Origin of the sequence: uncultured Chitinibacter sp., from assembly GCF_945957625.1 — a bacterium.
Taxonomy (GTDB): Bacteria; Pseudomonadota; Gammaproteobacteria; order Burkholderiales; family Chitinibacteraceae; genus Chitinibacter; species Chitinibacter tainanensis.
On record NZ_CAMFLP010000008.1, the window covers coordinates 140,530 to 159,260 of the forward strand.

Below are 18,731 nucleotides of genomic sequence, written 5' to 3' on the forward strand. Positions count from 1 at the left end.
TGTGAGTCAGAAATCGCCAGTCGCCTTAGTAAAACGTCTATTTATATTGCATGCTCGGGGTTTGTGTGAGAAAAATTGCCGACCTTATTGATGGAGTAATTAAGCTTGGAATTGCTGATTTTCTGAAGCGGCATGGTTTCAAAAAGTCAGGCCGTACTTGGCATTTAATGCAAGGCGAGAACTGGCTGATTATTAATCTGCAGGCCAGTACCAGTAACGTAGGCTGCCAAGGCAAATTTACAATCAATGTCGGAGTATATGTCCCTGCTATTGCGGCTTTAGATGGTCAAGCATCCTGCGGATGGGAAACCTAAAGAATACGACGCCACCATAAGAAAGCGGCTTGGCAAGCTTTTTTGCGGGCAAGACTATTGGTGGGAGCTTGATTCAACTTCAGATTTGTTTTTTAATTTCCTCGGATGTGGTAGAGAAATTAGGTTCCTTCGGTTTACCTTGGCTTCATGCTCATTCCGATGTGGCTGAAATCTCAGAGGCTTTGAAAGATTCTCCATCTTTAGTTTCTATTTGCGCCGCTTTACTTACGCATGGCAAAGTGGAGGCGGCCAAAAGAATTCAGCAAGCAATAGCTGAGAGACCTGCAACAAAAACGCACTTCCACGCTTGGGCGTTAAAAAACAACATTTCTTTGTAGTGAGTTTCTAAAAGTAGGCGCTACGCTTGCCAGCCTTTAGCGCGAAAGCCCCTCACTGCTTACATGCTGTGGCTAACTCAACCCCGCTTTTCAGCGGGCCTCGCCATCCACCAAGCCCAATTCCAGCGCGATTAAGTGCAAGCGTAAATCAAATTCGTATTGCAGATAATGGGGCTCTATATGCTGGCAGAGCTGGTAAAAGGCTTTGTCGTGAGCTTTGACTTTCAGGTGGGCTAGCTCGTGCACCACGATCATGCGCAAAAATTCGGGTGCAGTGGTGCGAAAGAGTGTGGCGATGCGGATTTCATTTTTGCTTTTGAGCTTATTGCCCTGCACCCGGGCGATCTGGGTGTTGAGCCCCAGCGCGTGCTGCACGGTATTGAGCTTGCCATCGTATTGCACCTTGGCCAGCGGTGGGGCATTGCGCAGATAGTCGTTTTTGAGCGCGCTGGCGTACTCATACAGCGCTTTATCGGTCTGAATCTGGTGGCGGGCTGGGTATTTGCGGGCCAGATGCGGGGCTAACTGTTGTTTTTCGATCAGGCCGACTACTTGTTCCTGCAAGGGGGCGGGGTAGTGGGCGATGTATTTCAGGGCGCTATTCATGCCCGCATTTTACCACAGCCAGCGGCTTGCCTTCCTGCCGTCATGCCAGATACCCACCTGGGTATATCCTGCTAAATCAATCATTTTAATCATTATGGGCTTATACCCTTGGTGCGCTTTGCCACTAATCGGGGCTGCGGCGCTGCGAGCATGCAGGCGCGCTTGAGATTGGCGGCGGCGATACATGATTTTCGCATTAGGGATGTAGTTTATATTGCGGCACTACATTCGTTGATATAAATCAATTCTACTTGCTGATTACGGTTTAGCATGGCTTCACAACACACCTAAACCGAATTAGCTGGTTAATGGAGGCGGTAATGGCGAAGGTTCTGGTCGTAGGCAGTATCAATATGGATTTGGTGGCGCAGGTAGGTCAGTACCCGCGCTTGGGCGAAACGCTGCTGGGCTCGCATTTTGCGACCTATCACGGTGGCAAAGGGGCGAATCAGGCGGTGGCCGCCGCACGGCTGGGGGCGCAAGTTACCATGCTGGGCCGCGTGGGTGATGATGCGTTTGGGCAGCAATTGCTGGCGGGCTTGCAAGCCGAGGGGGTGGATACCCGCTGGGTATTGCCCACCGCCAATAGTGCCAGCGGCATCGCGCTGATTACGCTGGCGGGCAGTGATAACTCCATTATCGTGGTGCCCGGCGCCAATGCCTTGCTCACCCCGGCTGATATCGTGGCCGCAGAGGCTGAGTTTGCTGCGGCCGATGTGATTGTGGCGCAGCTGGAAACGCCGCTGGCCACCATCGAGCAGGTGGCCGCGCTGGCCAGCAAATGGGGCAAACCCTTGCTGCTGAACCCCGCGCCGGCGCAGCCCTTGTCGGCCGAATTGCTGGCGCAGGTGAGCTTGTTAACTCCGAATGAATTTGAGCTGGGCGTGGTGTTTGAACGCCCCGAGGCCGAATGGCAAGCCGTGCTGGCCAGCCAGCCGGGCCGGATTTTGATGACGGCGGGCGCTGCCGGCGCATGGTTTACCACGCCAGAGGGCAAGCTACAGCAGCAAACCAGCTTCCCGGTCGAGGCGGTGGATACCACCGGCGCGGGCGATACCTTTAATGGTGCCTTGGCTGCGTTTTGGGCGCAGGGCTTGCCTGCGGCCGCCCGGTTGGCTTGTGCCGCCGCGGCTTTGTCGGTGACCCGCGCAGGGGCGCAGGGCGGCATGCCCACACTGGCGCAGTTGCAGGCCTTTCTGGCCGTACAAGGAGGCGCAGCATGAAAAAGCATGGACATTTAAATCGCGATATTAGCCGCGTGCTGGCCAGTATGGGGCACACCGATTGCGTGGTGATTGCCGACTGTGGCTTGCCGATTCCGCCGGGGGTGGAATGCATTGATCTGGCGGTGACACTGGGCGCACCGAGCTATTTCGCCACGCTGCACAGCATCTTGGCCGATTTTCAGGTGGAGCGCGCGGTATTGGCCAGCGAGTGCCAGAGCGCTAATCCCGCGGTAGCGGCGCAGGCGGCAAGCATGGCGGCAGAAGGCGTGCAGGTGGACTATGTGCCGCATAGCGAGTTTAAGCGGCTGAGCCAGCAGGCCAAGGCGATTATCCGCACCGGCGAAGCCAGCCCCTACGCCAATATCGTGCTGTATTCGGGCGTGATCTTCTAGGAGGCGGGCCATGTTGATCAAGATGCAAGGCATCAGCAAAGCCTTCGGCCCGGTGAAAGTGCTGGAAGGCGTGGATTTCGCGCTGGAACGCGGCGAGATTCACGCGCTGATGGGCGAAAACGGCGCGGGTAAATCCACGCTGATGAAGATCTTATGCGGGGTGTATCAGGCTGACAGCGGCAGTATTGCTGTCGATGGTAAAGATACCCCCATCCGTAACACCAGCGATGCCGAGCGGCAGGGCATCGCGATTATTCACCAAGAGCTCAATCTGATTCCGCAGCTCTCGGTGATGGAAAACATGTTTCTGGGCCGCGAGCCACGCCGCTTTGGCGTGATTGATAGCCGGCAATTGCGCCGCCAATGTCTGGAATACCTGCAGCTGTTGGGCATCGATAATCTCGACCCGGATGCCGAGGCCGGCAGCCTATCGATTGGCCAGCAGCAAATGGTGGAAATCGCCAAGGCACTGTCGCTCAATGCCCAAGTGCTGATTATGGATGAGCCCACCGCGGCGCTGTCCGAGCGGGAAACCGAGCGGCTGTTTAGCATCATTGCCGATTTGAAAGCGCGCGGCGTGGGCATTGTGTATGTCTCGCACCGGATGGAAGAGATTTTCCGCGTTTGCGACAAAATTTCGGTGCTGCGCGATGGCCAGTTTGTGGGCGAGCGGGTGATTGCCCACACCAGCTTTGACGAGATCGTGCGCCTGATGGTGGGGCGCGAGATCGGTGATCGCTTTCCGGCGCGCAAGGCCGAGCTGGGCGAGATTCGCCTGCAGGTGCGTAATCTGGCCGATGCCAGCATCAGCGGCATCGAGTTTGCGGTGCGGGCGGGCGAAGTGCTGGGCATTGCCGGCCTGATGGGCTCGGGGCGTAGCGAAATTTTGCGCACGATTTTTGGCCTGAACCGGCGCCTGGCCGGCGAGATTGAGCTCGATGGCCAGCCGCTGCAGGCCAGTGCGCCCCATCAGGCCATTGCCGCCGGGATCGGCTTTGTGACCGAAGATCGCAAAGGGCAGGGCTTGGTGCTGGGAATGTCGGTGCGGGAAAACGCCACACTGGCCAATCTGGGCCACTACGCCCGCTGGGGAGTAATCAACTCGGCGCAGCAGCTGGCAGCCGTGCAGCGCGAAATCGAGCGCATGCATATCCGCACCCGCGATGCAGAGCTGGAAGTCAAAGCACTTTCCGGTGGTAACCAGCAAAAGGTGGTGTTTGCCAAATGGCTGGGTATTGCGCCCAAGGTGCTGCTGCTCGATGAGCCCACCCGTGGGGTCGATGTGGGTGGCAAGGCCGAAATCTATCAAATTATCAATGAATTGGCTCAGTCTGGTGTGGCGATCGTGATGGTGTCATCCGAGTTGCCCGAGGTACTGGCGATGAGTGATCGCGTGTTGGTAATGCACCAAGGACGTCAGGCCGGGATCTTTACCCAGCCCGATGCGGAAACGGTGATGACTGCAGCGACAGGAGGTTTGCAATGAACGTACAACAGAAAGCAACACTACAAAAACTCGGGCCATTTCTGGCGCTCCTGGTGCTGGCGGCGGGCCTGGCCATCACCAGCCCCGATTTTCTCACCCTAGGCAATTTGCTGAATGTGTTCCGGCAGGTATCGATCAATGCGCTGATCGCTTTTGGCATGACGCTAGTGATTTTGCTGGGCGGGATTGATCTGTCGGTGGGCTCGATTCTGGCGCTGTCGTCGGTGCTGACCGCGCTGATGATCAGCCACGGTATTGATCCGGTGGCCGCCACTGGGCTGGGCGTGTTGGCTGGTGCCGGCATGGGGATGGTGAATGGCTTGGTGATTAGTAAAGGCAAGGTTGCGCCCTTTATTGCCACGCTGGGCACGATGACCATTTTGCGCGGTTTGGCGCTGGTGTTCTCCGAAGGTCGTCCGATTACCGGGCTGGATAGCGACTTTTTCACCATGTTGGGTGGCGGCTATGTGGCGGGGTTGATCCCGGTGCCAGTGGTGATCATGGTGGTGATGTTTGGCGTGTTCTGGTTTGTGCTTAAACGTACCGTATTTGGCCGCCATGTGTATGCCGTGGGTGGCAATGAAGAAGCCGCCGTTCTTTCGGGCATCAAAACCGGCCAGATCAAGGTGTGGGTGTACACCCTCTCCGGCGCCATGGCCGCCACGGCCGGCATGATTCTGACCTCGCGGCTGAATTCGGCCCAACCGACTGCCGGTACGGGCTATGAGCTGGATGCGATTGCGGCGGTGGTGCTCGGCGGTACCAGCCTGACCGGTGGCCGTGGCTGGATCTTCGGCACGCTGGTCGGCGCTTTGCTGATCGGGATTTTGAATAACGGCTTGAATCTGCTGGGCGTGTCGTCCTTCTACCAGCAGGTGATCAAGGGTGTGGTGATTCTGCTGGCGGTCTTGCTTGACCGAGCTGGCAAGAAGTAGTGCGGTAGTTCAGTAAAAAACCAACTGCCGGCCCGTCGCCGGAGACCGGCAGATTTTCTTCTCTGATTGGAGTCAGCTATGAAACGCGTACTTACCCCTTTACTGCTCGGTTTGTTGGCCACTGCTTTGGTGGCGTGTTCGAAACAGGGCCCCGAAACCCAAGCCGCGAGCGAGCCAGCTGCCGCCAGCAGCCAGCTGAGCGTGGGTTTGGCGATCTCCACCCAAAATAACCCATTCTTTGTTGCACTGCGTGATGGCGCCGATGCCGAAGCCAAAGCGCAGGGCGTGAAACTGATCACCGTGGATGCGCAGGATGATTCGGCCAAACAGATCGCCAATATCGAAGATCTGATCCAGAAAAAAGTGCAGGTGATTTTGATTAACCCTGCCGATTCGGCTGCCGTGGCCGGGGTGGTAAAAGAAGCGCTGAACGCCGGCATTAAGGTGGTGTCGCTCGATCGCAGCGTGAATGGCGCAGAAGTGAATGCCCACATCGCTTCCGACAATGTCGCTGGCGGCAAAATGGCCGCAGAATTTTTGCTGGAAAAAATCGGCGGCAAAGGCAATATCGTTGAGCTGGAAGGAATTCCCGGCTCATCTGCGGCCCGCGAGCGTGGCCAGGGTTTTCACAGCGTGGTGGATGGTAAGCCTGAGCTGAAACTGGCGGCCAAACAGGCGGCAGATTTTGATCGCGCCAAAGGGCTGTCGGTGATGGAGAACATCTTGCAAGGCAATAAAGACATCAAAGGTGTCTTTGCCCACAATGACGAAATGGCTTTAGGTGCGCTGAAAGCGCTGGAAGCAGCCGGCAAAAAAGACGTGATCGTGGTGGGCTTTGATGCCACGGCCGATGCGGTTGCCGCGGTTAAAGCCGGCCAAATGGCGGCCACCGTGCAACAAAAACCTGAGCTGATCGGTAAAATGGGTGTGGATACGGCCGTGAAACTGAGCAAAGGCGAAGCCGTGGACAAATTTATCCCGGTACCGCTGGATCTGGTGAAACAATAATCCGCCGGGCCTGTGCCCTTGATTGTGACCTTGGCCGAGACCCACCCTGTTGGGGCTCGGCCCTTGTGTTTGGAGTTGTGATGACGGCCTATCAGCGCCTCACCATTGCCGATATTGCGGCGCTAGCCGGGGTGTCGAAAACCACGGCCAGCATGATTTTAAATGGCCGCGCCGAGCAATACCGCATCGCGCCAGCTACTGTGGCCCGCGTGCAGCAGGTGGCTGCGGAGCATCATTTTCAGCCCTCGGCTTCGGCGCGACTACTGCGCTCGCGCCGCAGCGGCACGCTGGGCTTGGTGATTCCCGAATTAACCAACTTTGCCCACGCCATGTTGGCGCAAACGCTGGAACCCCTGTGCCGCGATGCCGGTTTTCAGCTTTTTGTGGTGAGCAGCAACGATGACGCCGAGATGGAAGTCAAAGCGGTGGAGCAACTGCTGGCGCGGCAGGTGGATGGCTTGCTGCTGGTGCCTTGCACCAATCAGGCCAAGCTCTATGCCAAGTGGGCCAAGCGTTTGCCGCTGGTGTTGCTGGATCGGCGCGTGATCGATAGCCCGTTGCCATTTGTGGTGAGCGATGCGCAAACCCCGGTTTGCGAGCTGATTAGCCAGACTTTGGCGCAAGGGGTGAACGAGATTGCCTATTTTGGCGGGCAAAAGGATTTGTCGCCCAGTATTGATCGTCTGGCTGGCTTTAATCAGGCCTGGCAAGCGGCGGGCAAATCCGCTGATGCGGCGCTGATTTATCACCGTGATTATCAGCAGCATAGTGGTCTGGAAATGATGCAGGAATGCTATGCCCAGCTGGGGCGGTATCCGCAGGCGATTTTTACCGCCTCGATTTCGCTGCTGGAAGGTGTGCTGGAATTTATGAATCAGCATGATCACTTTCGCACTGCACCGCGGTATTTAATGAGCTTTGATGATCATCGCTTGCTCGATTGCCTACCGCGGCCGATCAATGCGGTGGTGCAAGACAGCGCCGGCCTGGCCGCCCAAGGCCTGGCCCGCATTCAGGCGCTGCTGGCGGGTGAGCCGGTGAGTGCGGCCTGGGTGCCGGCGCACATCAATTGGCGCCAGCCCTATCCGCTACCGGCTTAAGCCTTAGCCGGCAAAGCCACTCAAGACAATCTTGCCTCGGGCCTGCCCGCTTTCCAGCAGGGCATGGGCGCGGCGCAAATTGGCGGCATTGATCAGACCGAAATGCTCGCCCACTGTGGGCTTGAGCTGGCCCGCATCCACCAGCTGCGCCACCTGATTTAGCAGCGCTTGCTGGGCAGCCATATCGGCGGTTTGATACAGCGAGCGGGTAAACATCAGCTCCCAATACAGAGCAATGCTTTTACGTTTCAGCAGACGGATATCCAGTAAGGTGGCCGGGTCATCAATCAGCCCGAAATGCCCTTGCGGTGCCAAGATCTCGACGATTTGCGCGTAGTGCTCGTCGGTATGTGTTAGGCATACCACATGGCTGACCTGCGCAAAGCCTAGTTCAGAGAGCTGTGGCGCCAGAGGCTGGCTGTGATCAATCACATGATGCGCGCCAGCCGCGAGCACCCATTCTTGCGTGCTGACCCGTGAGGCGGTGCCAATTACGGTGAAGTTAGTCAGTTGTCGCGCCAGCTGCACCATGATCGAGCCCACGCCCCCGGCCGCGCCAATAACTAGCAGCTGCCCGGGAGTTGGATCATCCCGGCGCAATTGCAGGCGATCAAACAGCATTTCCCACGCGGTGATGGCGGTGAGGGGCAGCGAGGCGGCGGTGGCAAAATCCAGCGAGTGCGGCATGTGGCCCACTAGCCGCTCATCCACCAGCTGATACTCGGCGTAACTGCCGGCGCGTTGCAAATCGCCGGCATACCAAACCCGATCGCCGGGGCGAAAGCCTACGACGTCGGGGCCTACGGCTTCAACAATCCCGCTGGCATCCCAGCCGAGGGTGACCCATTCGCCCGCGGCTGCGGAGCGATTGGCGCGCACTTTGGTATCGACCGGATTAACGGCAATCGCCTGAACGGCTACCAAAATATCGCGCCCTTGCGGCGAGGGGGTCGGCAGCTCGATATCGAGCAAAGCCGCGGGGTGATCAATGGGGTGTGGGGTTTGGTAAGCAACAGCACGCATGATGAATTCCTTAGTTATTTAATTTAATCTGTAAAGCCATATCGCCTTTAGTCACGTGGGCGCCGGCCTAAGCGGCCGCGCCTGCATAGGCGGGGTAATCGGTGTAGCCACGGGCATCGCCGCCAAATAGCGTGCTGGGGTCAAACTGGGCCAGTGGCCAGCCATTGGTAAAGCGAGCGGGTAAATCGGGGTTGGCGATAAATGGCCGGCCAAAGGCCACCAAATCGGCCCAGCCTGCTTGTAGCAACGATTCGGCCTGCGCGGCGGTATAGCGGCCGGCGCAAATCAGGCGGCCACGAAATTGCTCGCGCAGCTGGCGCCGGAAATGTTCGGGAATACTTGGCGCATCATCCCAATCGGCTTCCGATAAATGCAGATAGGCGACATTCAGCGCATCCAGCGCCGTGGCGGCCGCCAGAATCGTGGGAATAATGTCCGGGCAGGCCATACCGCGGGCGGTGATGTAAGGCGCCAGCCGTACCCCCACGCGCTCGGCGCCAATGGCTGTACTAATGGCTTGGCTCACTTCTAACAAAAGCCGCAAGCGATTGGCCTGACTGCCGCCATAGGCATCGGTGCGCTGATTGGCGGTGGTGCGTAAAAATTGATCCAGTAGATAGCCGTTGGCGGCGTGGATTTCCACGCCGTCAAAGCCGGCGGCCATGGCGTTACGCGCAGCCTGCACATAATCGGCGATCAGGCCGGGGATTTCCTCTAGCGTTAGCGCCCGTGGGGTGGGGCAATCCACCATCCGGCCCTGGCCGTGCTCGTCCGCTAGCCAGATTTGGGCTTGCGGGTTAATCGCCGAGGGCGCTACCGGCAGGCCGCCATTTTGAAAGGCCGCATGTGACATTCGCCCGACGTGCCACAGTTGCAGAAAAATCTTGCCGCCAGCTTGATGCACGGTATCGGTCACCAGGCGCCAGCCTGCAATCTGTTCCGGCGTATAGATCCCGGGGGTATAGCTATAACCCTGACCTTGCGCCGAGATCTGGCTGGCTTCGGTGATCAGCAAGCCGGCGCTAGCGCGCTGCGCGTAATACTCGGCCATCAGGGCGTTCGGCACATCACCAGGTTGGCTGGTGCGGCAGCGGGTCATGGGCGCTAAGACCAGACGGTTGTTGAGCGGCAGTGGCCCGAGGGCGGTGGGGCTAAGCAGGGTAGGGTACATGGCCAATCTCGCGTGGGTTTGTCTGGCCATCATCATCCGTCGGCCATGATTTTCAATCAATCACAAGCTTGTATAATCAATTTCAATATTTATTTGAAAATAAGCCGATGAAATTTCTGCGCGAACTTGAGTTATTACTCTGCACGGCCGCTGTTGGTAGTTTGTCGCAAGCGGCGCGGCAGCTGGATTTATCGTCCGCAGTGGCCAGTGCCATGCTCAAGCGGCTGGAAGCCGAGCTGGGCGTGCCCTTGCTCACACGATCGACCCGCCATTTGCGGCTCACCCCGGCCGGCGAGTTATTTTTGGGGCATGCGCGCCAGGCGGTGGAAGAAATCCGCGCGGGCCAACTGGCCCTGCAGGCCGGCCAGCAACAAATCGCCGGGGTTTTGCAGCTGTCGGTGCCTTCGGATTTAGGCCGCAATGTGCTGCTGCCCTGGCTGGATGAATTTCTGGCGCGGCATCCGGCGGTTGAGCTGCGCCTTGAGCTCACTGACCGGCTTACAAATATTTATCGCAGCCCGGTGGATGTGGCGATACGCTATGGCGAGCCGGCGGATTCGGGCTTGGTGGCGCTGCCGCTGGCCGCGCACAACCGCCGGGTGCTGTGCGCCGCGCCAGCCTATGTGGCCGCCCATGGCGCACCGGCCAGCCCAGCTGAGATCAGCGCGCATGCTTGTTTGAGCTTTCAGCTGGGCGAGCAAACCCACCCGCGCTGGCGGTTTTACCGGGGCACTGAAAGCGCGCAAGTGCAGATCGCCGCGCGCCGCTTTTCGGCCGACGGCGATGTGGTGCGTCGCTGGGCCTTGGCCGGGCATGGTCTAGCCTATAAATCATGGCTGGATGTGGCGGCCGATTTAGCTGCCGGGCGCCTGCTGCCGCTGTTGACTGACTGGCAGGGGGAATTGGCGCCGCTGTATTTAGTCTGCGCCGATCGCCGCCAGCTCAGCCCGCTGGTGCAGGCATTGCGCCAGCATTTGCAAAGCTGCTGTGCTGCATACGCTGGGGTATAGCTTTGTAGATATTAATAATTAATGGCCTGGTGGCAATACCTATGCAGAGTATTTGGTTACGTTTCATAACTGGTGCACTCGGCCTGTGCCTGCTAAGCGCTGCCGCCGTCGCCGCCAATACCGGTAGCGAGCTGGAGTTGCAGCTCGAGCATGCGGGCCAGACTCGCTATTACCGCGTGCATTTACCACCCCAGCTGAAGTCTGGACAGCCTTTACCGCTGGTGGTGGCGCTGCACGGCGGCGGCGGGCATCGCGGCATCATGGCCGACCCGCGCTGGTATGGTCTAAGCCCCAAAGCCGATCAGGCTGGCTTTATCGTGGCGTATCCCAATGGGGTAAGTCGCTGGCCGGGTGGGCAGTTTGCCACCTGGAATGCCGGAAATTGTTGTGGCGCTGCTCGTGATCAGGCGGTGGATGATGTCGGCTTTATCCGCGCCATGGTTGCCGCCATCGCCCAACGCTGGCCGGTGGATCGCCAGCGAGTGTTTGCCACCGGGATGTCCAATGGCGCGATGCTGGCTTATCGGCTGGCTTGCGAAGCGCCCGACGTATTTCGCGCCATCGCCGCCGTTGCTGGCACGGACAACACCCGCAGCTGCCCGCGCGGCCGCGCGGTATCGGTATTGCATATTCATGCGCTGGATGATGAACGGGTGTTGTTCAACGGCGGGGCGGGCCGGCAGGACGGTTTGCGCGAACAAGTCACCGATTTTACCTCGGTGCCCGCCACCCTTACCCGCTGGACTCAGCGTCTAGCCTGTCCAGCGCAAGGGCGAGTGGTGTTGCAACAAGCTGGCGCGCAATGCACTGAATATGCGCCGTGCCAGTCCGGCACCGAAGTGCAATTGTGCACCACGGCCACGGGTGGCCACAGCTGGCCAGGCGGGCAAAGCCCCAGAAAGAGCAAAGCCGATCCCAGTCAGGCCATTTCGGCTACGGATTTATTGTGGGCGTTTTTCCAGCGGCAGAGCGAGCACTGAAAAGCGCAGGCAAGCTAGCAAAAAAAGTATTTTGGGGAGATAGCTAGGCAGATTGCAGTTCAACTACAATACGCTATTGGAAATTCTGGCGCGTCCAGCAGGAATCGAACCTGCGACCTTCAGCTTCGGAAACTGACACTCTATCCAACTGAGCTATGGACGCTTTAGGAAGGCGCAGATAATAACTGCTTTATTGCTGTGCGTCTAGCGCCGCAAAACCTTGCGCACCTTGTGGTGATAGGGATTAGCGGTATAATTGCACAGTCTAGAAGCTGACTTAAGCTCGATTATTAACGATTGATACAAGGGATGACAGCATGAGCGGTTCCAACGCAACTGCGTCTAAGGGCGTTGCTGGTTTGGTAGTGGCGGCTTTGATTGGCCTGCCATTGGTAGTGTATTTGCTGATCAAATTGTTTACATCTGGGATGTCAACCAATCTGAGCAGCTCAACCATGACTGCCGAAGCGGTGTCTGCCCGCCTGCAGCCAGTGGGTGCTGTCAAAGTTGTTGAAGGCGGCGCGCCAGGTTCGCGCAGCGGTAAAGCGGTTTACGAAGCGGTCTGTATTTCCTGTCACGGTGCCGGTTTGGCCGGTGCACCGAAATTTGGCGATGCGGGTGCTTGGAGCGCACGGATTGCGCAAGGGTTTGAAACTTTGGCCAAACACGCCATCGGTGGCTTTAACGCCATGCCAGCCAAAGGTGGTGCGGCTGATCTGACCGACGACGAAGTGAAACGTGCGATTGCCTTCATGGGTAACGCGGCTGGCGCCAAATTTGAAGAGCCTAAAGTCGCAGGTGCTGCGGCGGGTGGTGCGGTTGATCCAAATACCAAAGGTAAAGAAATTTACTCTAGCGTATGTGTGGCCTGTCACCAGTCAGGTGCTGCTGGCGCGCCAAAATTTGGCGATAAAGCGGCTTGGGCGCCACGTCTGAAAGATGGCGTTGATGCGGCTGTCGCTTTGGGTATCAAAGGGATTAACGCTATGCCACCAAAAGGCGGCTACTCTGGCTCGGATGAAGAATTCAAAGCCGCTGCGCTGTACATGATCAACAACTCAAAATAAGCTTTGAGTTGCTGCCATAAAAAACGCCGCTTTTGCGGCGTTTTTTATTATCTGCGCCAAATGGTGGCCAACCTTATTCGCTGGTTTGGGCTTTGCTCAGGTAGCGCGGGCGATCGATATGATTGCCGCGCAGCAAGGCACAGTGATAGCTCAGCAACTGCAAAGCCAGCGCGTACAGAATGGGGGCGGTTTCCGCCGCTGCTTTGGGCAGCTGCAAGCAATAAAAACCCTCGCCTGAGCTGAGTTTGGCATCGCTTAAAATAAAAATCATGCCGTGCCGAGCACGTACTTCCTGCAGGTTGGCGAGCATTTTATCGGACAGATGATCCCAGGGCAGGCAGGCAATCACCGGGACCACGCGGTTAATCAGTGTAACGGGGCCGTGTTTGAGTTCGCCGCCCGGGTAGCCTTCGGCGTGCTGATAGGCTATTTCTTTGAGCTTTTGGGCACCTTCTAGCGCAATTGGCCAGTGCAATTGGCGGCCAGTAATGAATAGATTATCAGTGCGGTGCAGCAGTTGCGCCCATTCTTTAATTTTGGGTTCGAGCTGCAAGGTGTGTTGCGCCAGCGCGCCCAAGCCGCGCAAGGCCTGTTCGGCTTGGCGGACATCGCGCCCCAGTCCGCGCGCCAAGGCGAGCGCCAAGCTATAGAGCACCACCAGCTGGCTGCTAAAGGTTTTGGTCGAGGTTGCGCCTGCTTCGGGGCCGGCAAATTGTGGCAAACCTTGGCTAGCCAGCCGCATCAGCCGGCTAAACGGATTATTGCTGATCGCAATCGTATGCTGATGCCCGCTTTGAATCGCCAGCTGCAGAGCCGCCAAGGTATCGGCGGTTTCCCCAGATTGCGATAAGGCCACCACCAGGGTGTCGGGCTCAAAAGGGCTGAGCTTGCTACGGTATTCGCTGGCTAGCTCAGAGCGGGCAGGCAGGCCGGCGATGGCCTCAAACCACTGGCTCGCCAGCATGGCGGCATGGTGGCTGGAGCCACTGGCTAGCAGCAATACTCGCCGATAAGCATGGCCGCGCGCGAGTTGATTCAGTAGCTGGCTTAGTTGCTGGGTGTGGGCATGGTGCGCCAGTTCGGCCAACAGCAGTGGCTGTTGCTGCATATCGGCCTGCATATGGTGTAAATATTGCCCCACCGCATGCGCCGCCTGTGGCGCTCGTTTGCAGGCCTGCCCATCGGCTTGCCAGATCGCAAGCGTGAGCGGCGTGAGTTCGGCGCATTCGCCGGCCATCAGTAATTGCATTGTCGCCGCCAGCTCGCGCAGTGGTGTGGGCTCGCTGGCCAGCAACTGCCCTTCGGGATGCTGGGCCAGATAAAGCTCAGGGCCCAAAGTGATGGCTATTAAGGTATCAGGCTGATCTTTGCTGGCTACCAGCAAGGCCAAATGACCTTCCAGCTCGGTTGCGACTTGCTGCACGGCCAGGCGCAGGTCACGCAAGGTGCGCAAATGCCAGTCGATCAGCGCGGCCAGCAGCCATTCGGTTGGCGCATTGCTGGTGTCGTAACCCAGCGCTTCGAGCTTATCCAAAATGGCCAGCCGGTTATCCAGCTGGCCCAATAAGACAATCAGCAGCCGATCGCGAAAGAGGGTGGGGGGACGGTCTTGCGGGAAAATACTCAAGAGCCCCATTGCGACGGTGCTATCGGCATCCGTGGTGCCCAGCCCGCTGTGTTGTTGCACCCGCTCGGCATTAAGTGCCCCCCAGCCCAGGGTATATTCCGGTGTCGGGATTTTGTGCAGGCGTTTGAGCAGGGGTTGCGCGGCATGGTGGGCGACGGCGCCAAAGATGAACTTGATCATGGCCAGCAAGCAGAAATGGTGTGTTTTCATCCTAGCTGCTGGCCCGCCGCTCTGCCAGCGGTCGGCAGCAATGCCGCAATCCAGCGCTGCATTTAGCCCAGAACAAGCCCAAAGCGGTTGGCTGAGGTAGAATAACGCGCTTGCAATTTTCTGCCGGGCCCTTGGATGAGCAAACTCCAGCGCCGGGCAGCCCACCGATCGAGAGACTGAATGGCAAAAGCGGCGAAAACCCAGTTACCCGAACATTACGAAGCCGGCGTGGCCGAGCTGGATCAGCTGATTAGCCAGCTGGAAAGCGGCCAGCTGCCGCTGGAACAAAGCCTGGCGGCCTATCAGCGCGGCATCGAATTGCTGCGCTTTTGCGAAGGCAAGCTGGCCGCGGCCGAGCAGCAAATCAAGGTGCTGGAAGCGGGGGAACTCAAACCGCTGGATGAGCAAGGAGCATAAGCATGGCCGCAAGCGATTTCAAAACTTGGATGGGCGATGTACAGGCGCAGATGGAAAGCGCGCTAAGCATCTTTTTACCGGCCAGCACCCAATTGCCTGAGCGCCTGCATGATGCAATGCGCTATAGCGTACTCGATGGCGGCAAACGGGTGCGCCCGCTGCTGACTTTTGCGGCCGGCCATTTGGTGAATGCCCCTGCCGAGCGTTTGCAGGCGGCGGCCGCCGCGGTCGAAATGATTCATGCCTATTCGCTGGTGCACGATGATATGCCGGCGATGGATAACGATGTGCTGCGGCGTGGCAAACCCACCGTGCACGTGGCCTTTGGTGAAGCCACCGCCTTGCTGGCCGGTGATGCGCTGCAAGCGGCGGCTTTTGATGTGCTGAGTGAGCGGCAGCTGGCTGATTCGCCGGCCGACCAGCTGAAAATGGTGCACCTGCTGGCTCGCGCGGCTGGTAGCTTGGGCATGTGCGGCGGGCAGGGCATTGATCTGTATAGTGTGGGCCAAGCGCTGACGCTGCCCGAGCTGGAACGGATGCATATTTTGAAAACCGGCGCGCTGATTCGCGCGGCGGTGTTGCTGGGCTCGTATTGCGGCCAGCCGCTGAGCGAAGCCGAGCGCCATGGCCTTGATCATTTTGCTAAATGCATTGGTCTGGCTTTCCAGGTGGTAGACGATATCCTCGATTGCGAGGCAGATTCGGCGACCTTGGGCAAAACGGCCGGCAAAGATGCCGCCAATAACAAACCCACCTACGTGGCCCTGCTGGGCATGAAGGGGGCGAAAGACAAAGCCGCGGAGCTGAAACAGGCCGCGTTCGATGCATTGCTGCCGTTTGGCGAGCGTGCGCAATACTTGCATGCCCTGGCTGGGTATATTGTTGACCGCAAATATTAATCAAGCCTGGAAGTAAATACCCCTTGGGGCTGAATAAAATGACTTACCCAATTCTCGATCAAATTGATAGCCCGGCTGATGTGCGCGCCCTTGCGCGCGAGCAATTACCGCAGCTGGCGCAAGATGTGCGGCAGTTTCTGCTCGATTCGGTCAGCCGCACCGGCGGGCACTTTGCCTCCAATCTCGGCGCGGTCGAGCTGACTGTGGCGCTACATTATGTGTTTGATACGCCGCATGACCGCTTGGTGTGGGATGTGGGGCATCAAAGCTATCCGCATAAAATCCTCACTGGCCGCAAAAACCGCATGCACACCATGCGGCAAAAGGGCGGTTTGGCGGGCTTTCCCAAACGCGATGAATCGGAATACGACACCTTTGGCGTTGGCCATTCTTCCACCTCGATTGGCGCGGCGCTGGGCATGGCCGAAGCCGCTTTGCTCAAGGGCGAAAAGCGCAAAGCCATTGCCGTGATTGGCGATGGCGCCATGACGGCCGGACAGGCAATTGAGGCACTGTTTAACGCGGGCCACCGTGATTTGACCGATCTGTTGGTGATCTTGAACGACAACGAAATGTCGATCTCACCGAATGTGGGCGCGTTTAATAATTATCTGGCCAAGCTGCTATCCGGCAAGTTCTACAACGGCATTCGCCAGGCTTCGGGCAAAGTGCTTGAAGCGATGCCACCGCTTAAAGAGCTGGCCAAACGCGGCGAAGAAAGCGTAAAAGGCTTTTTAACCCCGGGCACGCTGTTTGAAGAAATCGGCTTTAACTATATCGGCCCGATCGATGGCCACGATATGGAAACGCTGGTGGCGACGCTGTCGAATATTCGCCAGCTCAAAGGTCCGCAATTTCTGCATGTGGTGACCAAAAAAGGCAATGGCTACAAGCTCGCCGTGGCCGACCCGGTGAAATACCACGCGGTCACGCCATTTACCCCGGCCGATGGCATGGCCGGTAGCAAAGGCGGTGGCAAACCGACCTTTACCCAGATTTTTGGCGACTGGCTGTGTGATATGGCCGCGCAAGATGACAAGCTGGTGGGCATTACCCCGGCCATGCGCGAAGGCTCGGGGCTGGTGCGCTTTCATCAGGAATACCCAAGCCGCTACTTTGATGTGGGCATCGCCGAGCAGCATGCGGTGACGTTTGCGGGTGGCCTCGCCTGTGAAGGGCTCAAGCCCGTGGTCGCGATTTACTCGACCTTCCTGCAGCGCGCCTACGATCAGCTGGTGCATGATGTGGCGCTGCAAAATCTGGATGTGACCTTTGCGATTGATCGCGCGGGCCTGGTTGGCGCCGATGGCCCAACCCACGCCGGTAGTTTTGATTTGTCTTACCTGCGCTGTATTCCGAACGTGGCGATTTTGGCGCCGGGCGATGAAAACGAATGCCGGCAAATGCTCTACACCGCGTATCAACACCCCGGCCCGGCCTGTGTGCGCTATCCGCGTGGCAGCGGCATGGGGGTCGCCGTCGAGTCTGAAATGCGCGCCTTGCCGTGGGGTAAAGGTGAAGTGCGCCGGCAAGCTGGGCCGAGTGCTGCGCGGAAAATCGCGATTCTGGCCTTCGGCACCGTGCTGGAAGCCGCCTTGCAAGCCGGCGAGCAGCTGGATGCCACGGTAGTAAATATGCGCTTTATCAAGCCGCTGGATACTGAGCTGATCAGCACACTCCTGGCCAGCCACGATCTGCTGGTGACGGTGGAAGACAACGCGATTATGGGCGGTGCCGGTAGCGCGGTGCTGGAAGCCATGATGGCGGCCGGCCAGTGCAAACCGGTGTTGCAGCTCGGTTTGCCCGATAGCTATGTGGAGCATGGCGAGCAAAAACAAATGCTGGCCGAATGTGGGCTGGATGCCGATGGTATCGCCACCGCCATTCGCGCGCGTCTCGCTGTCTAAGCGATCGACTGCCGCAGTTGCATCGCATGCAAAAAGCCAGACCTGAGTCTGGCTTTTTCTTTATGTGGCGGGGTATTCCTCTACGGGTTAATAACTGCAAGGTGTATGGGTGTATACCCTCTTAGAGCTTCCAGGCAATGCCAGTACGGAAAGCTGGTTTGCCTTGCAGGGCATGGCCAACGCCGACATTGATTTGCGCGCCGGCCTGATTCACATGCACCACGCTAATCCCCACCGCGCTTTGCCCATCATAATGGCCAAAACCCACGCTGATGCTGGTTTCGCCCGGCGCTACGCTCATCTGTGGCGTGCTGGCCATGCTGGCGGCAATGCCGCGGGCGGCCATTTTGCGCACATAGTCGGTGTAATTGACCGATTCTTGAAATTTCTGGTCGACGTATTGCGGGCTGACCGAATCAAAATTCAGCTCGGCCAGCGCTTCGTCCACATAGCCTTTGGTGGCGGCGTCGCTCGCTTCGAGCGGGCGGGCAACCTGGGTGATCCGGCGTTCCTGCCCGCTGCTGCCGACCGAGACGGTATTGTCGGCCGTGGTGCGCGAGCCGGCCCCCAGTGCGACGGCATTGCGGTGGGTGGCTTGGGCATTGCTACCGATGGCAATGCTATCGGTGGCGCCAGCCAGGCTGCGCTCCCCCAGGGCCAGGCTGCGGCTTTGGCTAGCTTGGCTGTCGCTACCCAGCGCCATACTACGCTCGCCACTGGCGCTACTTTGTGCCCCCAGCGCTACGCTGCGCACGCCGCTGGCCTGACTTTCACTCCCGAGCGCCACACTGCGCTCTGCCGTGGCTTGGCTGGCATAACCATAAGCCGCCGCCTGTTGCTGGCTAGCGCGGCTCTGGCTGCCGCTGGCGAGGGCGGCGCTGCCAATGGCTTGGCTATCACGGCCCAGCGCTAAGCTGGCCTCGCCATCGGTCTGACTCCGTTGCCCCAGCGCTAGGCTGCCATTGGCGTTGGCACTACTGCCCGCGCCCAGTGCCACGGCGCCTTCGCCGGCGGC

Annotated in this window: 19 protein-coding genes and 1 tRNA gene; 14 read left to right on the plus strand and 6 right to left on the minus strand. The window is 58.5% G+C overall.

Going from position 1 to position 18,731, the window contains the following annotated elements; all coding sequences use genetic code 11:
• Positions 1-65 precede the first annotated feature (65 nt).
• Positions 66-314: a DUF4304 domain-containing protein gene (locus QV747_RS10915; RefSeq protein WP_273430722.1), complete on the plus strand. Its 249-nt coding sequence runs from the start codon at positions 66-68 to the stop codon at positions 312-314.
• Between the two features lie 29 nt (positions 315-343).
• Positions 344-652, plus strand: coding sequence for a hypothetical protein (locus QV747_RS10920; protein ID WP_273430720.1), 309 nt, complete (start codon positions 344-346; stop codon positions 650-652).
• A gap of 90 nt (positions 653-742) precedes the next feature.
• Here QV747_RS10920 and QV747_RS10925 read toward each other — a convergent pair whose 3' ends face one another.
• A complete protein-coding gene (locus QV747_RS10925; protein WP_273430718.1) occupies positions 743-1,258 on the minus strand; it encodes a YgjP-like metallopeptidase domain-containing protein in 516 nt (171 codons plus the stop codon).
• Positions 1,259-1,578: 320 nt separating this feature from the next.
• Here QV747_RS10925 and rbsK point away from each other — a divergent pair, with 320 nt between their 5' ends.
• The 6 genes from rbsK (at position 1,579) to QV747_RS10955 (ending at position 7,405) form a co-directional block, all read left to right on the plus strand.
• Positions 1,579-2,481: a ribokinase gene (rbsK, locus tag QV747_RS10930; RefSeq protein ID WP_273430715.1), complete on the plus strand. Its 903-nt coding sequence runs from the start codon at positions 1,579-1,581 to the stop codon at positions 2,479-2,481.
• Complete coding sequence (gene rbsD, locus QV747_RS10935; protein WP_273430713.1) at positions 2,478-2,876, plus strand: D-ribose pyranase; 399 nt, start codon at positions 2,478-2,480, stop codon at positions 2,874-2,876. The genes rbsK and rbsD overlap by 4 nt, the downstream gene beginning before the upstream one ends.
• Positions 2,877-2,886: 10 nt before the next feature.
• On the plus strand, positions 2,887-4,362 hold the full coding sequence (locus tag QV747_RS10940) for a sugar ABC transporter ATP-binding protein (protein ID WP_047394492.1): 1,476 nt from the start codon (positions 2,887-2,889) through the stop codon (positions 4,360-4,362).
• Positions 4,359-5,297 (plus strand): ABC transporter permease, encoded by a 939-nt coding sequence (locus QV747_RS10945; protein ID WP_273430711.1) that lies wholly within the window; start codon positions 4,359-4,361, stop codon positions 5,295-5,297. Before QV747_RS10940 ends, QV747_RS10945 begins: the two co-directional genes overlap by 4 nt.
• Positions 5,298-5,375: 78 nt before the next feature.
• Positions 5,376-6,305 carry a ribose ABC transporter substrate-binding protein RbsB gene (rbsB, locus tag QV747_RS10950; RefSeq protein ID WP_047394489.1) on the plus strand — a complete coding sequence of 310 codons (930 nt, stop codon included), beginning with the start codon at positions 5,376-5,378 and terminating at the stop codon, positions 6,303-6,305.
• Between the two features lie 80 nt (positions 6,306-6,385).
• Positions 6,386-7,405 (plus strand): LacI family DNA-binding transcriptional regulator, encoded by a 1,020-nt coding sequence (locus QV747_RS10955; RefSeq protein ID WP_273430708.1) that lies wholly within the window; start codon positions 6,386-6,388, stop codon positions 7,403-7,405.
• 3 nt (positions 7,406-7,408) lie between these two features.
• Here QV747_RS10955 and QV747_RS10960 read toward each other — a convergent pair whose 3' ends face one another.
• Both QV747_RS10960 and QV747_RS10965 read right to left on the minus strand, forming a co-directional pair.
• On the minus strand, positions 7,409-8,428 hold the full coding sequence (locus tag QV747_RS10960; protein ID WP_273430706.1) for a zinc-binding alcohol dehydrogenase family protein: 1,020 nt from the start codon (positions 8,426-8,428) through the stop codon (positions 7,409-7,411).
• A 67-nt stretch (positions 8,429-8,495) separates the two neighbouring features.
• Positions 8,496-9,599: an alkene reductase gene (locus QV747_RS10965; RefSeq protein WP_273430705.1), complete on the minus strand. Its 1,104-nt coding sequence runs from the start codon at positions 9,597-9,599 to the stop codon at positions 8,496-8,498.
• Between the two features lie 107 nt (positions 9,600-9,706).
• Between QV747_RS10965 and QV747_RS10970 the strand changes: the two genes are divergently transcribed.
• A complete protein-coding gene (locus QV747_RS10970; RefSeq protein ID WP_273430703.1) occupies positions 9,707-10,609 on the plus strand; it encodes a LysR family transcriptional regulator in 903 nt (300 codons plus the stop codon).
• Positions 10,610-10,650: 41 nt separating this feature from the next.
• The gene (locus tag QV747_RS10975) at positions 10,651-11,589 is read left to right on the plus strand and encodes a PHB depolymerase family esterase (protein WP_273430701.1); all 939 of its coding nucleotides are present in this window, start codon (positions 10,651-10,653) and stop codon (positions 11,587-11,589) included.
• Positions 11,590-11,675: 86 nt separating this feature from the next.
• On the opposite strand, the gene QV747_RS10980 is transcribed toward QV747_RS10975, so the two are convergent.
• Positions 11,676-11,752 (minus strand) — tRNA-Arg (locus tag QV747_RS10980).
• 154 nt (positions 11,753-11,906) lie between these two features.
• Between QV747_RS10980 and QV747_RS10985 the strand changes: the two genes are divergently transcribed.
• A complete protein-coding gene (locus QV747_RS10985; RefSeq protein ID WP_028448561.1) occupies positions 11,907-12,656 on the plus strand; it encodes a cytochrome c5 family protein in 750 nt (249 codons plus the stop codon).
• 73 nt (positions 12,657-12,729) lie between these two features.
• On the opposite strand, the gene QV747_RS10990 is transcribed toward QV747_RS10985, so the two are convergent.
• The gene (locus QV747_RS10990) at positions 12,730-14,493 is read right to left on the minus strand and encodes an SIS domain-containing protein (RefSeq protein ID WP_273430698.1); all 1,764 of its coding nucleotides are present in this window, start codon (positions 14,491-14,493) and stop codon (positions 12,730-12,732) included.
• Positions 14,494-14,673: 180 nt separating this feature from the next.
• Between QV747_RS10990 and QV747_RS10995 the strand changes: the two genes are divergently transcribed.
• The 3 genes from QV747_RS10995 to dxs are packed head-to-tail and all read left to right on the plus strand — an operon-like array spanning position 14,674 to position 17,716.
• Positions 14,674-14,910, plus strand: a complete 237-nt coding sequence (locus tag QV747_RS10995; protein WP_028448562.1) for an exodeoxyribonuclease VII small subunit — start codon at positions 14,674-14,676, stop codon at positions 14,908-14,910.
• Positions 14,911-14,912: 2 nt separating this feature from the next.
• The gene (locus QV747_RS11000) at positions 14,913-15,809 is read left to right on the plus strand and encodes a polyprenyl synthetase family protein (RefSeq protein WP_273430695.1); all 897 of its coding nucleotides are present in this window, start codon (positions 14,913-14,915) and stop codon (positions 15,807-15,809) included.
• A 38-nt stretch (positions 15,810-15,847) separates the two neighbouring features.
• On the plus strand, positions 15,848-17,716 hold the full coding sequence (dxs, locus tag QV747_RS11005; protein ID WP_273430693.1) for a 1-deoxy-D-xylulose-5-phosphate synthase: 1,869 nt from the start codon (positions 15,848-15,850) through the stop codon (positions 17,714-17,716).
• A gap of 121 nt (positions 17,717-17,837) precedes the next feature.
• On the opposite strand, the gene QV747_RS11010 is transcribed toward dxs, so the two are convergent.
• A partial coding sequence (locus QV747_RS11010) for a YadA-like family protein (RefSeq protein WP_288791509.1) occupies positions 17,838-18,731 on the minus strand: 894 nt, incomplete at its 5' end.